The sequence below is a fragment of the Streptomyces scabichelini genome, from assembly GCF_011045015.1.
Lineage (GTDB): Bacteria > Actinomycetota > Actinomycetes > Streptomycetales > Streptomycetaceae > Streptomyces > Streptomyces scabichelini.
Genome location: NZ_JAAKZY010000069.1, coordinates 1 through 13,544 on the forward strand (window position 1 = coordinate 1; position 13,544 = coordinate 13,544).

At 71.6% G+C, this 13,544-nt stretch carries 13 protein-coding genes; 3 read left to right on the forward strand and 10 right to left on the reverse strand.

Features of this window, described 5'->3' with window-relative positions:
• Positions 1-108: 108 nt before the first annotated feature.
• From G5C60_RS22145 to G5C60_RS22165, 5 genes are read right to left on the reverse strand one after another with little or no spacing between them, the layout of a single operon-like run.
• Entirely contained in the window at positions 109-909 is an 801-nt protein-coding gene (locus tag G5C60_RS22145; protein ID WP_165261979.1) for a type III pantothenate kinase, read from the reverse strand.
• A 9-nt stretch (positions 910-918) separates the two neighbouring features.
• Entirely contained in the window at positions 919-1,911 is a 993-nt protein-coding gene (gene nadC, locus G5C60_RS22150) for a carboxylating nicotinate-nucleotide diphosphorylase (RefSeq protein ID WP_165261981.1), read from the reverse strand.
• A 5-nt stretch (positions 1,912-1,916) separates the two neighbouring features.
• On the reverse strand, positions 1,917-3,647 hold the full coding sequence (locus G5C60_RS22155; RefSeq protein WP_165261982.1) for an L-aspartate oxidase: 1,731 nt from the start codon (positions 3,645-3,647) through the stop codon (positions 1,917-1,919).
• On the reverse strand, positions 3,644-4,636 hold the full coding sequence (panC, locus tag G5C60_RS22160; protein ID WP_165261984.1) for a pantoate--beta-alanine ligase: 993 nt from the start codon (positions 4,634-4,636) through the stop codon (positions 3,644-3,646). The genes G5C60_RS22155 and panC overlap by 4 nt, the downstream gene beginning before the upstream one ends.
• Positions 4,633-5,562 carry a DUF2520 domain-containing protein gene (locus G5C60_RS22165; RefSeq protein ID WP_165261986.1) on the reverse strand — a complete coding sequence of 310 codons (930 nt, stop codon included), beginning with the start codon at positions 5,560-5,562 and terminating at the stop codon, positions 4,633-4,635. The genes panC and G5C60_RS22165 overlap by 4 nt, the downstream gene beginning before the upstream one ends.
• A gap of 146 nt (positions 5,563-5,708) precedes the next feature.
• Between G5C60_RS22165 and G5C60_RS22170 the strand changes: the two genes are divergently transcribed.
• Entirely contained in the window at positions 5,709-6,881 is a 1,173-nt protein-coding gene (locus G5C60_RS22170; protein ID WP_165261988.1) for a threonine aldolase family protein, read from the forward strand.
• On the opposite strand, the gene G5C60_RS22175 is transcribed toward G5C60_RS22170, so the two are convergent.
• The gene (locus G5C60_RS22175) at positions 6,829-7,128 is read right to left on the reverse strand and encodes a hypothetical protein (RefSeq protein ID WP_165261990.1); all 300 of its coding nucleotides are present in this window, start codon (positions 7,126-7,128) and stop codon (positions 6,829-6,831) included. The genes G5C60_RS22170 and G5C60_RS22175 overlap by 53 nt on opposite strands.
• Positions 7,129-7,291: 163 nt before the next feature.
• Between G5C60_RS22175 and G5C60_RS22180 the strand changes: the two genes are divergently transcribed.
• On the forward strand, positions 7,292-8,395 hold the full coding sequence (locus G5C60_RS22180) for a DUF5937 family protein (RefSeq protein WP_165261992.1): 1,104 nt from the start codon (positions 7,292-7,294) through the stop codon (positions 8,393-8,395).
• A gap of 76 nt (positions 8,396-8,471) precedes the next feature.
• Here G5C60_RS22180 and G5C60_RS22185 read toward each other — a convergent pair whose 3' ends face one another.
• The 3 genes from G5C60_RS22185 to G5C60_RS22195 all read right to left on the reverse strand — a co-directional run bounded on the left by G5C60_RS22185 (position 8,472) and on the right by G5C60_RS22195 (position 11,124).
• Positions 8,472-9,104: an AAA family ATPase gene (locus tag G5C60_RS22185; protein WP_165261994.1), complete on the reverse strand. Its 633-nt coding sequence runs from the start codon at positions 9,102-9,104 to the stop codon at positions 8,472-8,474.
• 68 nt (positions 9,105-9,172) lie between these two features.
• Entirely contained in the window at positions 9,173-9,844 is a 672-nt protein-coding gene (locus tag G5C60_RS22190) for a response regulator (protein WP_165261996.1), read from the reverse strand.
• A gap of 77 nt (positions 9,845-9,921) precedes the next feature.
• Positions 9,922-11,124: a DUF7134 domain-containing protein gene (locus G5C60_RS22195; protein WP_165261998.1), complete on the reverse strand. Its 1,203-nt coding sequence runs from the start codon at positions 11,122-11,124 to the stop codon at positions 9,922-9,924.
• Positions 11,125-11,242: 118 nt separating this feature from the next.
• Here G5C60_RS22195 and G5C60_RS22200 point away from each other — a divergent pair, with 118 nt between their 5' ends.
• Positions 11,243-12,415: an SAM-dependent methyltransferase gene (locus G5C60_RS22200; protein WP_165262000.1), complete on the forward strand. Its 1,173-nt coding sequence runs from the start codon at positions 11,243-11,245 to the stop codon at positions 12,413-12,415.
• Here G5C60_RS22200 and G5C60_RS22205 read toward each other — a convergent pair.
• Positions 12,380-13,531, reverse strand: a complete 1,152-nt coding sequence (locus G5C60_RS22205) for an NADH-quinone oxidoreductase subunit D (RefSeq protein ID WP_165262002.1) — start codon at positions 13,529-13,531, stop codon at positions 12,380-12,382. The genes G5C60_RS22200 and G5C60_RS22205 overlap by 36 nt on opposite strands.
• Positions 13,532-13,544 lie beyond the last annotated feature (13 nt).

A 13,544-nucleotide genomic window follows, 5' to 3' on the forward strand; every position in this document is an offset into this window, starting at 1 on the left:
GGGGGCTGCGCCCCCAGGCCCCCGGGGGTTCGTATGTTTGCTGCGGGTTCGTTGTGGCTGGTCGCGCAGTTCCCCGCGCCCCTTAGGGGCGCCCCTTCGGGCGCGCCCCTAAGCGGTGCGCGACACGTTTCTCTCGTACACCAAGCGGAGGCCGATCAGTGTCAGCCACGGCTCGTGTTCGTCGATTACCGAGGATTCGCCGAGGACCATCGGGGCCAGGCCGCCCGTTGCGATGACCGTGACGTCGTCGGGGTCGTCGGCGAGTTCGCGGGCCACGCGGTTCACGACGCCGTCGACCTGGCCGGCGAAACCGTAGATGATGCCCGACTGCATGGCCTCGACGGTGTTCTTGCCGATCACGCTGCGCGGGCGGGCCACCTCGATCTTGCGGAGCTGGGCACCCCTGACGCCGAGTGCCTCGACCGAGATCTCGATGCCGGGCGCGATGACACCGCCCACGTACTCGCCGCGCGCGCTGACGGCGTCGAAGGTCGTCGCCGTACCGAAGTCGACGACGATCGCCGGGCCGCCGTAGAGCTCGACGGCGGCGACGGCGTTGATGATGCGGTCGGCGCCGACCTCCTTGGGGTTGTCCATCAGGATCGGCACGCCCGTCTTGACGCCGGGCTCGACGAGGATGGCGGGGACGTCGCCGTAGTAGCGGCGGGTCACCTCGCGCAGCTCGTGCAGGACCGAGGGGACGGTGGCGCAGATGGCGATGCCGTCGATGCCGTCGCCCAGCTCGTCGCCGAGGAGTGGGTGCATGCCCATCAGGCCCTGGAGGAGCACGGCCAGCTCGTCGGCCGTGCGGCGCGCGTCCGTCGAGATGCGCCAGTGCTCGACGATGTCGTCGCCGTCGAAGAGGCCGAGGACTGTGTGGGTGTTGCCTACGTCGATCGTCAGGAGCATGACCCGTACCTACTCCGCCGCTCGCAGGTCGAGACCGATGTCCAGGATCGGCGAGGAGTGGGTCAGGGCACCCACGGCGAGGTAGTCGACGCCGGTTCGCGCGTACGCCGCCGCGTTCTCCAGGGTCAGGCGGCCCGAGGCCTCCAGGAGCGCGCGACCGTCGACGAGGGCCACGGCCTCCTCGCACTCCATGGGCGTGAAGTTGTCCAGGAGTATCAGGTCGGCGCCCGCGTCGAGGACCTCGCGGAGCTGGTGGAGGGTGTCGACCTCGACCTCGATCGGTACGTCCGGGAAGGTCTCGCGTACGGCCTTGAAGGCCTGGGCCACGCCGCCCGCGGCGACCACGTGGTTGTCCTTGACCAGGGCCGCGTCGGAGAGGGACATGCGGTGGTTGACGCCGCCGCCGCAGCGCACCGCGAACTTCTCCAGGGAGCGCAGTCCGGGCGTCGTCTTGCGGGTGTCGCGCACCCGCGCCTTCGTGTCCTGCAGAACGTCCGCCCACGCGCGCGTGGCGGTCGCGATGCCGGAGAGGCGGCACAGGAGGTTCAGCGCGCTGCGTTCGGCCGTCAGGAGATCGCGGGTGCGGCTCGTGATGCTCAGGAGCTTCTGGCCGGCTTCTACGCGGTCGCCGTCGTCGACGTGGCGCTCGACCTCGAACTCGTCCGTGCAGACGACGGAGACGACCGCCTCGGCGATCCTCAGGCCCGCCACGACGCCTGCCTCGCGGGCGGTGAAGTCGGCGGTGGAAACGGCCTCTTCGGGGATGGTCGCGACCGTGGTGACGTCCACGCCGTGGTCGAGGTCCTCCTCGATGGCAAGGTGCGCGATGTCCTCGACCTCGACGGGGTCGAGTCCGGCGTCGGCGAGGAGCTGCGCGAGGGCCGGGTCGAGGCCGCACTCCTCGGGATCGATGTCGTACTCCTCTTCGGCGCCTTCGGCGCCGCAGCCGCAGCCGTCGCCGCAGCCACCGCCGGTGAGGAGGGGAAGGTCGGGGGTGCTCACTTCTGTCACTGCTCCTGGAGACTGGGGGTCGGCCGGGGCTGCCGGGTCGGGGGGAAGTCTGCTGTGTCGGTGGTGCGTACGGCGAGTGTCCGGTCCGGATTCAGCCGTACGACGATGTGGCGGGACCAGTCGGTGTCGTCGCGGTCGGCGTGGTCCTCGCGCCAGTGGCAGCCGCGGGTCTCCTCGCGCAGGCGGGCGGCGGCGACCAGGACGCGGGCCACACACAGGAGGTTGGTGGCCTCCCAGGTGTCGACGCCGGGCTCGGCCGTCTTGCCGTTCTCGGCGAGCGCGTCGCGTGCGTCGGAGTGCAGCTGCTGGAGGCGGTCGGCCGCGGTCTCCAGGGACTCGGCGGACCGCAGGACACCGGCGCCGTCGCTCATGACCCGCTGGATCGCGAACCGCGCCTCGGGGTCGAGCAGCGGGTGGACGGGCTGCTCGGGGTAGGCGACCGGAGCAGGCACGCGCGCGTGGAGGCGGTTCTCCTCGTGGCGTGTGGCGATGTCGGCGGCGATGCGCTCGGCGTAGACCAGTCCCTCCAGGAGGGAGTTGGAGGCGAGCCGGTTGGCGCCGTGCACACCGGTGCAGGCGACCTCGCCGCACGCGTACAGGCCGGGGACGGTCGTACGGCCGTGGGAGTCCGTACGGACGCCTCCGGAGGCGTAGTGGGCGGCCGGCGCGACCGGGACGGGCTCGGTCACCGGGTCGATGCCGTGGGCGCGGCAGGCGGCGAGGATCGTCGGGAAGCGGTGCTCCCACATGTCGGCGCCGAAGTGCCGGGCGTCCAGGTACACGTGCTCGGCGCCCTGCTCCAGCATGCGGCGCATGATGCCCTTGGCGACGATGTCCCGGGGCGCGAGCTCGGCCAGTTCGTGCTGCCCGACCATGAAGCGCACGCCGTCCGCGTCGACGAGGTGGGCGCCCTCGCCGCGTACCGCCTCGGAGACCAGCGGCTGCTGGCCCTCGGCGTCCGGGCCGAGGAAGAGCACGGTCGGATGGAACTGCACGAACTCCAGGTCGCTGACCTCGGCTCCGGCGCGCAGGGCGAGCGCGACGCCGTCCCCGGTGGACACGGACGGGTTGGTGGTCGCCGAGAAGACCTGGCCCATGCCGCCGGTGGCGAGGACCACGGCGGGCGCGTGGACGGCCCCCACGCCGTCGTGCTGGCCCTCTCCCATGACGTGCAGCGTGACGCCCGCGGTACGGCCGTCGTCGTCCGTCAGCAGGTCCAGGACCAGGGCGTTCTCGATCGTGCGCAAGCCACGCGCGCGTACCGCCTCGACGAGCGCCCGGGAGATCTCCGCACCGGTCGCGTCGCCGCCCGCGTGCGCGATGCGGCGCCGGTGGTGGCCGCCCTCGCGGGCGAGTTCCAGGTCGCCCTGTTCGGACTCGTCGAAGTGGGCACCGGTCGCGATGAGGCGGCGTACGGCGTCCGGGCCCTCGGTGACGAGGATGCGTACGGCCTGCTCGTCGCACAGGCCCGCGCCCGCCACCAGCGTGTCGTCGAGGTGCTGCTCGGGGGTGTCGCCCTCGCCGAGGGCCGCCGCGATGCCGCCCTGCGCCCAGCGCGTGGAGCCGTCGTCGAGCATGGCCTTGGTGACGACGACGGTCCGCAGGCCCGCGGCGTCGCAGCGCAGGGCCGCGGTGAGTCCGGCGACTCCTGAGCCGACGACCACGACGTCGGCGGCGATGAACCAGCCGGGGGCGGGGGCGTGCAGACGTATGCCTGTGCTGGTCACGAGGCGGCTCCGAAGGTCAGGGGAATGTTGTCGATCAGCCGGGTCGTCCCGACCCGGGCGGCGACGGCGAGGACCGCCTCGCCTGTGTAGTCGTCCGGGATCTCGGTGAAGTCGGACGGATCGACCAGCGCCAAGTAGTCCAGGGCGAGCGGGGGTTGGAGGCGGGCCGCGTCGTCGAGGACGAGCCGGGCGGCGGCGCGTACCGCCGCGGGGCCGCCCGGGACCGCTTTGGCGACGGCGTGCGCGTCCGCCGCGGCGCGGGATTCGCCGAGTGCGCTCAGGGCCTCGGCACGCGCGCGCGTGGTGGGCACTTCGAGGGCACGCGCGCGCAGGGCCTCCTGTGCGGCGTGCCGGTCGCTGCCCGCGAACAGGGCCTGGGAGAGGGCGAGCGCGGTGCGGCGCTCGGCCGCCGACAGATAGCGGTTGCGGCTGGACAGGGCAAGGCCGTCCTCCTCGCGCACCGTCGGTACGCCGACGATCTCCACCCCGAAGTTCAAGTCGTGCACCATGCACCGGATCAGAGCGAGCTGTTGGGCGTCCTTCTGCCCGTACAGCGCCACGTCGGGCCGGGTGAGGTGCAGCAGCTTGGCGACGACGGTGAGCATGCCGTCGAAGTGTCCGGGCCGCGAGGCGCCCTCCAGGCGCTCGCCCATGGGGCCCGCGCTGATGCGGACCTGGGGCCGGCCGCCCGGGTAGACCTCGTCCACGAAGGGGGCGAACACGATGTCCGCGCCCGCCTGTTCGGCGATCTTGATGTCGGCGTCCAGCGTGCGCGGGTAGCGGTCGAGGTCCTCGCCCGCGCCGAACTGGAGGGGGTTCACGAAGATCGTGACGACGACCTCTCCGTCACCGTCGGCGATCTCGCGGGCGGTGCGGATCAGCGTCGCGTGGCCCTCGTGCAGTGCGCCCATGGTCATCACGACGGCGCGGCGGCCGGTGCGCACGCGCGCGTGGAGCTCGTCGGCGGTGCGCAGCAGGGCGGTGGTCATCGGGCGTCTCCCTCGGCGGTGTCGGTCCCGTCGGCCAGTACCCCGAGAAGGTCCTCGGCGAGCTCCGGCCTGAGCAACCCGTGGGCGAGGGCCCGGTCGGCGGTCGCGCGGGCCATCGCCAGATAGCCGGGGACGGTCCCCGGCGCGTGCCTGCGCAACTCGGCGACGTGCGCGGCGACCGTGCCCGCGTCGCCGCGCGCGACGGGGCCTGTGAGGGCCGCGTCACCGGACCTGAGGGCGTTGTCCAGGGCGGCGCCCAGCAGCGGGCCCAGCATCCGGTCGGGGGCCTCGACGCCCGCCGCGCGCAGCAGCTCCATGGACTCGGCGACCAGGGTCACCAGGTGGTTGGCGCCGAGGGCGAGAGCCGCGTGGTACAGCGGCCGGTTCTCCTCGGCGATCCACTCGGGCTCGCCGCCCATCTCGATGACCAGCGCCTCGGCGGCCAGCCGCAGTTCCTCGGGCGCGGTGACCCCGAAGGAGCACCCGGCAAGCCGCTGTACGTCCACAGGAGTGCCGGTGAACGTCATCGCGGGGTGCAGGGCCAGCGGCAGCGCACCGGCCCGCAGCGCGGGATCCAGGACCTTCGCGCCGTACCGCCCGGACGTGTGCACGAGCAGCTGCCCGGGCCGCACGGCCCCCGTCTCGGCGAGCCCCTCCACAAGCCCCGGCAGGGCGTCGTCCGGGACCGTCAGAAGCACGAGCTCGGCCCGCTCCATGACCTGCGCGGGCGTCACCAGCGGTACGTCGGGCAGCAGCTGTGCCGCACGCCGTACGGAGGCGTCGGAGACCCCGGAGACGGCCACTGGGCGATGCCCGGCGAGCTGGAGGGATGCGGCGAGAGCGGGCCCGACGCGGCCGGCGCCGACGACGCCGACGGTGAGCCGCGCGGGGCGGTCCTTGGGGTCTGGTTGTGGGACTGTACTCACTCGACGGCGGCCTTCCGTTCCAGTCCGCTCGGGGTACCGGACGATTTCTCGTCATGTTAACGCGATCCGTTCCGGGGCCGTTTCGTTGTCCACAGGCTGTGGGAAATCGCATGCCCGGCCGGCGCCGCCCCCGGCATGATCCGGGGATGAGCGATACGGCGGAGCAGGGCGAGGAACAGTCGGCGGAGCAGAAGCGGGCGCGGCTGTGGGCTGCCGCGCGCGGGGCCGAACGAACACTGTGGCGGCCCGGTTTCCACTTCACGGTCCGCGAACGGCTGGAGCGGCTGACCGACGCGGCAGCCCAGGTGTACGACCTGGACGAGCCGGTGGACATGTACGGCGACCGGATCGTCGAGACCCTGGAGAAGCGGGTCGCGGACCTCCTCGGCAAGGAGGCGGCAGCGTTCTTCCCCACCGGCACCATGGCCCAGCAGATCGCCCTGCGCTGCTGGGCGGGCCGCACCGGCAACCCCGTAGTGGCCCTGCATCCGCTTGCCCACCCCGAAGTGCACGAGCGCGACGCCCTCTCCGTGGTGAGCGGTTTGCGGACCGTCCATCCGACGCGCGAGCCCCGGCTGCCGACCGCCGAGGAGGTACGGGACTTCGAGGAGCCCTTCGGGACCCTGATGCTCGAACTGCCGCTCCGGGACGCCGGTTTCGTGCTGCCCTCCTGGGAGGAGCTCTCCGAGGTGGTGGACGCGGCGCGGGAGCGCGACACGGTGGTGCACTTCGACGGGGCGCGGCTGTGGGAGTGCACCCCGCACTTCGGGCGCCCCCTGGAGGAGATCGCGGGCCTCGCGGACAGCGTGTACGTGTCGTTCTACAAGTCCCTGGGAGGGCTGGGCGGCGCGGTGCTCGCGGGCCCGCAGACCCTGGTCGACGAGGCGAAGGCCTGGCGGCACCGGTACGGCGGCCAGGTCTTCCAGCAGTTCCCGACGGTCCTGTCGGCGCTGACCGGCCTCGACCGGGTGCTGCCCCGCCTGCCGGCATACGTGGCCCACGCGCGCGTGGTCGCCGCGGCGCTGCACGAGGGCTTCATGGCGGCGGGCCTCCCCTTGAGCCGCGTCCACCCCCGGGAGCCGCACACGCATGAGTTCCGGGTGTGGCTGCCGTATGACCACGAGGAGCTCAACGAGGCGGCCGTACGACAGGCCGAGGAGACGAAGACGGCACTGTTCCGTCGCTGGTTCCCGGACAGGATGCCGGGGCTGTCGGTCACGGAGGTGACGGTGGCCGAGCCGGGCCTGGAGTGGACCGCCGAGGACGTCAGGACAGCCGTCGCCGACTTTGTGGCGCGGATCCCGGGCCGAGCGGCTTGAACAGCTTGGGCTGCCTGAACCGCCTGAACTGCCTGAACAGCCGGGTCAGCGCAGCCTGTACCCGCCCGTGATCCTGACGGGCACGAGCGGCCTGGACGGTCTGGACGGTCTGGACAGCCCGGAACGGCCGGTCGCCGCGCAGCTCCCGCATCGCCTGCCAGTCGTGGCTGCCGGGTGCGGGTGGCAGCGGCTCGCCGCGCCGCTGAGCCCTGGCCATGTCGAGGAAGTACTGCTCGGTGATGCTCATGACGGATCGCCTCTCGGAACGGTTCGAGGGATGGGATCCGGTCGGCCCGCGGTGCCCCGGTTCTGATCCGAGGCTGCGCCCTCCTCGCGGCTCACGTCGCCTCGATTGACGGCCGCCGTCAATCGAGGGCGGCGTTGTCAGTGGCGGCATGCACCATGGGGTCATGAGCGTGAGCATCGACATTTCCGGGCTGCGGCAGGAGCAGATCGCCGTCGTGCCTTCTCCCCTGGCCGAGCTCGGCATGGCGCTGCACGCGCTGTCCGAGCCGGGGCACCATCCCGGGCTGCGGGGGTGGGCGACGGGTGTGTCCGCCCGGCTCGACCCGCACCTGGCCAACCGGATGTGCGAGGCCGACTTCCTGTGGCGTACGACGTTCTCGGACCTGTTCCTGCCGTGCGCCGGGGTGGCGGGCGGAGTGCCTCCGGGCGCGACGCTCGCCGAGGAGCTGGACCTGGTCGACAAGCTGTCCGACGAGCAATTCGTGGACGCCGCCTTGGAGTTCACCTGCGCGTCGACGTACGACTCGAACAGCCTGGAGCTGCTGTCCGACCCCGAGATGCGGCAGCGCTCCCTGGAGCTGGCCGCTTCACGCGGGCCGCAGCAGCTGGGGTTCACGATGCGGCTGCTGGAGGACCCGCCGAGCGTCCGGGCGTGGCTCCGGCAGTTCGTGGAGGACTGCGACGAGGCCTTCTTCGCCGAGACCTGGTCCCGGCTGCGCCCTCAACTCGCGGCGGACGCCCGTCACAAGACGGACCTGCTCAGACGCAAGGGCCTCGCCGAGGCACTCGCCGCGGCCTCCCCGATGGTGACGCTGGACGAGACCGCCGGCCGGATCGTCGTCGACAAGCTGGCCACGGGCCACACTGTCACCGGGGACGGCGGCCTGCTCCTCGTGCCGACGAGCCTCGGCTGGCCGCATCTGATGGTCCTGCCCCGGCACGGGTGGCAGCCTGTGATCCACTACCCGGTCACTTCGCCGACCCTCACGGCCCCGTCCTCGGTCGAGCGGCTCACTCTGCGGATGGCCGCCCTCTCGCACCCCGTGCGCATTCAGCTCTGCCGCCATCTGGCCCGTAGCGTGTACACGACGGGCGAGCTGGCGAAGGCGCTCGGGATGACGGCACCCGAGATATCCCGGCACCTGAGCGTCCTGAAGAAGGCGGGTCTGGTCACCACGCGCCGCCGCGGCCGGTACGTCCTGCACCAGCTGGACGTCACGGTGGTGGCCCGGCTGGGCAGCGACTTCCTGGAAGGGCTGCTCAGGTAGCCGTCGGAAGGGAGCCGGGCCTTCGGAGGGCTGCGGTGGCTGCCCCGGCTTCGGAGGGCAGCTGCAGCGGCGCCGGTCAGTCGAACCGGATGTGCTTCACCCCGACCCGTATCTGCCGCAGCCGTGTCCGCAGCGCCCCCTCCCTGTTCGGCGTGAGCTTCAGCCCGGCCAGTACGGCGATCCGGTCGGCGGTCTTGGGGACGGTCGTGTGATCCGTCCACAGGTGCTCGGCGAACTCGGGCTCGCGCAGCCGCTCCAGACAGTGGTCGAGCTTGCGCACGGCGAAACTCTCCCTGCGCAAGGGGGCGTTCTTACCGGTCACGTATTGCAGGAGGTGCCCGAAGCCGCGCTCACGCAGCCGCTTCAGTACGGTCTCGCGCTCGGCGAGGAGCGCAAAGTGCCGTACGTCGTGGCCGAGGTCGCGCAGCCGTCCGACGGTCTCGTCGAAGTAGCCGAAGTCCGTGACCGTCATGGGGACGATCACGACACCGTCGTGCTTGGTGAGGGCGAGGTCGAGCACCTCGACGACGCCCTGCCGCCAGGACGCCAAGTCCTGGAAGTCCCCGCGAAGTTCGGGCGGCAGCGTGCGGCGCAGGCCGAAGCCGATGTGTTCCGGATCGCAGATGACGCTGCCGGGCAGTCGCCGCTGGATCTCGTACGCAGTCTGTGTCTTGCCGCCCCCGAAGGGCCCGTTGATCCACAGGAGCATGCGCAGAGACCTTAGTGGCTGTCGGTCACGCCACGGTCACGTTCCCGGTGGGTCCTGCCGAACGCCGCTCAGCCCTGTCCGCCTGCCCGTACGAGCCCGGTCTCGTACGCCAGGACAACGACCTGCACCCGGTCGCGCAGGCCCAGCTTGGTGAGGATGCGGCCCACATGCGTCTTGACCGTCGCCTCCGAAAGGACGAGGCGCGCCGCGATCTCGCCGTTCGACAGTCCCTGCGCGACCAGGATCATCACCTCGCGCTCGCGCTCGGTGAGCCGCTCCAGCCCCTTGTGCTGGGGCTCTTTGCCGGAGTGAGGCAGCATCGGCGCGAACCGGTCGAGGAGACGGCGGGTCGTGGACGGCGCGACCACGGCGTCACCGCTGTGCACCGAGCGGATGGCGGCGAGGAGTTCGCCGGGCGGCACGTCCTTGAGCATGAAACCGGAGGCGCCCGCCTTCAGCCCGGAGAAGGCGTACTCGTCGAGGTCGAAGGTGGTCAGGATCAGCACCTTCGGGGGGTCAGGCTCCGAGCAGATGCGGCGGGTCGTCTCGACGCCGTCCAGCTTCGGCATGCGGACGTCCATCAGGACCACGTCGACGGCGGTCGAGCGCAGCACCTGGAGGGCCTCGACGCCGTCGCCCGCCTCCGCCACGACCTCCATGTCCGGCTGGGCGGCGAGCACCATCCGGAACCCGGTGCGCAACAGCACCTGGTCGTCGACGAGCATCACGCGGATCGGCATTCCTGAGTCCTCCGGTCGGTTCATGGACAGCGAGTGCATGGGGTACGCGGGCGGTCGGTTCGTGGAGCGTGCACGTGTCAGTTGGCGGGCTTGAGCGGAAGCAGGGCGCTGATCCGGAAGCCGCCGCCCGGACGCGGCCCCGCGTCCAGAGTGCCGCCGACCATACCGACCCGCTCACGCATACCGATCAGACCGTGTCCCCGGCCGTCGGCGCCACCCTCCTCGTACAACTCGTGCGGGGCACCCTTCCCGTCGTCCTCGACGAGCAGCCCGAGGCCGTCGTCGAAGTAGACCAGGCGCACGCTCGCGCCCGCGTTCGGCCCCCCGTGCTTGCGCGTGTTGGTGAGCGCCTCCTGCACGATGCGGTACGCGGTCAGCTCGACGCCGCTCGGCAGCGGCCGTGGGGTGCCCTCGATCTTGTAGTCGACGGGGAGGCCCGCGCTGCGGCACTGCTCGATGAGGTCGTCGAGCTGGTCGACGTCGGGCTGGGGGACGTACTCGCCGGTCTCCTGGTGCTCGCCGGTGCGCAGTACGCCGAGCAGGCGGCGCATCTCGGCGAGGGCCTGACGGCCCGTTCCCGAGATGGTCTCCAGGGCCTTCTTGGCCTGGTCGGGGGCGGCGTCCAGGACGTACGCGGCGCCGTCGGCCTGCACCACCATCACCGACACGTTGTGCGCGACCACGTCGTGCAGCTCGCGGGCGATCCGGGCCCGCTCGGCGGCGACCGCGACCTTGGACTGGGCCTCGCGCTCCTTCTCCAGGCGGGCGGCGCGCTCCTCCAGCTGGGCGAGATAGGCGCGGCGGGTGCGGATGGAGTCGCCGAGAACCCAGGCGAGCGCGAAGGGGACGGTCAGGAAGACGGCTATCAGGATGTTGCCCGTGGCCCCCACGTCCTCCTGCGGCCAGCGCGTCTGGGAGATCATCCCGGCGCACAGGCCACCGGCCAGTCCGAACCGGGACGCCCAGCGGGGGCCTTCCGCGGCCACGGTGTAGATGATCACCATCATCGCGAAGTCGGCCGGCATGACCTCCACGTCGACGACCAGCTGCGCCACGCCCATCGCGGCGGCCAGCAGCAGCATGATCTCGGGCAGGCGGCGGCGCAACGCGACCACGAGGCACAGCAGCAGCATGATCGGGATCGCGGCGGCCGGAGGCTCGTCCCCCGTGGCCGCCTGCGTGGTGGCTCCGCCCACGACGGTGATCCCGAGCAGGACGACGGCCCAGAAGCTGTCGACCCACGTCGGGTGCCTGCGGAGGAAGTCATAGAGGCGCTGCACGTAACCCAGCGTAGGGAAGGGTGCAGTGTGCAGGGGTCAACCGGAGGGTCGATCCGCGACCACCCTACGTACTCCCCAAGGTGGAGACCTGCTGGATCCCGACGCTTAGCCTGGCGCCGTGAGACACGAGGCACACGAGTCGACGGGCGGGCGGCGCGGGTGGCGGCAGGCCACCGAGGAGGCGCTGTACGGGCCTTCCGGGTTCTATCGCCGGCCCGAGGGGCCCGCGGGCCATTTCCGCACCTCGGTGCACGCGTCGCCGCTGTTCGCGGGGGCCGTGGCCCGGCTCCTGTGCCGGGTCGACGAAGCGCTCGGCCAGCCCGCGGAACTCGCCTTCGTCGACATGGGCGCGGGCCGCGGCGAGCTGGTGACCGGCGTCCTGAAGGCCCTCCCCGCCGAAGTGGCCTCCCGCGCGCGTGGGTACGCCGTCGAACGCGCCGACCGGCCCCCCGGTCTCGACCACCGGATCGAGTGGCGCGCGGAGCCTCCGGCGGGCGTCACCGGGGTGCTGTTCGCCAACGAGTGGCTGGACAACGTGCCGCTGGACGTGGCCGAGGTGGACGCGGAGGGGGTGCCGCGGCTGGTTCTCGTACGGGAGGACGGGACCGAATCCCTCGGGGAACCGGTCGCCGGAGCGGACGCGGAGTGGCTGGCACGGTGGTGGCCGCTCGGGCCGGGGCCGCACGAGGACGACGAAGACGCCGTACGCCCCGAAAATCAGCGTCCCGAAGGGCCACATGCTGACGGGCTGCGTGCTGAAGTGCCACATGCTGAAGGGCTGCGTGCGGAAATCGGTCTCTCCAGGGATGCGGCCTGGGCTTCCGCCGTGGCGTCCCTCGACCGGGGTCTCGCCGTGGCCGTCGACTACGCCCACTTCGTGGACGCGCGGCCGCCCTTCGGCACGCTCACCGGCTTCCGCGGGGGCCGGGAGACGGCGCCCGTGCCGGACGGGTCCTGCGACATCACCGCCCACGTGGCCCTGGACGCGTGCGCGCTGCCCGGAGCGCGGCTGCTGACCCAGCGGGAGGCCCTGCACGCGCTGGGCGTGAGCGGCGGACGGCCGCCGCTGTCCCTGGCCTCCGCGGACCCCACGGCGTACGTACGGGCCCTCGCCGGCGCGGGCGAGGCCGCCGAGCTCACCGCTCCGGGCGGACTCGGCGACTTCGGCTGGCTCATGCAGCCGGTTGGAATTCCGAACCCACTGCCAGACCCGCTGCCCGGCGAAAACAGCCCTCTACGGAGAGCACGCGGAGCCCTACTTGTCGATGTCCCCGACCACGAAGAACAGTGATCCCAAAATCGCCACCATGTCCGCGACGAGCGTGCCCGGCAGCAGTTCGGTGAGCGCCTGGATGTTGTTGTACGAGGCCGAGCGCAGCTTCAGCCGGTACGGGGTCTTGTCGCCCTTGCTGACGAGGTAGTAGCCGTTGATGCCGAGCGGGTTCTCGGTCCAGGCGTACGTGTGGCCCTCCGGAGCCTTGAGCACCTTCGGGAGCCGCTGGTTGATCGGCCCGGGCGGCAGCTCCGCGAGCCGGTCGAGGCAGGCGTCGGCGAGGTCCAGGGAGTTGTGGGTCTGGTTCAGGAGAACCTCGAAGCGGGCCAGACAGTCGCCCTCCTGCCGGGTGACGACCTTCAGGACGTCGCCCAGCTCCCCGTACGCCAGGTACGGCTCGTCGCGGCGCAGATCGAAGTCGACTCCGGAGGCGCGGGCGAGGGGACCGCTCACTCCGTAGGCGTGCACCGTCTCCGGAGACATCCGTCCCACGTCCCGCGTACGCCCGCGGAAGATCTCGTTGCCGAGCACCAGGTTGTCGTACACGTCCATGCGTGAGCGGACGTCCGCGACGGCTGCACGCGCGCGTGCGGCCCATCCGGCCGGAAGGTCCTCCTTGAGACCGCCGACCCGGTTGAACATGTAGTGCATACGCCCGCCGGAGACCTCCTCCATGACGGCCTGGAGCTCCTCGCGTTCCCGGAAGGCGTAGAACACCGGGGTGATTCCGCCCAGCTCGAGCGGGTACGACCCCAGAAACATCAGATGGTTGAGGACGCGGTTCAGCTCCGCGAGGAGCGTGCGCGTCCACACAGCGCGAGAGGGGACCTCCATGCCGAGCATGCGCTCCACCGCGAGGACGACACCCAGCTCGTTCGAGAAGGCGGAGAGCCAGTCGTGGCGGTTGGCGAGCATGATGATCTGGCGGTAGTCGCGCGCCTCGAAGAGCTTCTCCGCGCCACGGTGCATATAGCCGATGACCGGCTCCGCGTGCTGGATCCGCTCGCCGTCAAGGACCAGCCGCAAGCGCAGGACACCGTGGGTGGACGGGTGCTGGGGCCCGATGTTGAGCACCATGTCGGTGCTCTCCGCGGCGCCGCCGATTCCGACCATGGTCTCCGTCGTAGGAGTCATGGGAACAGTGTCT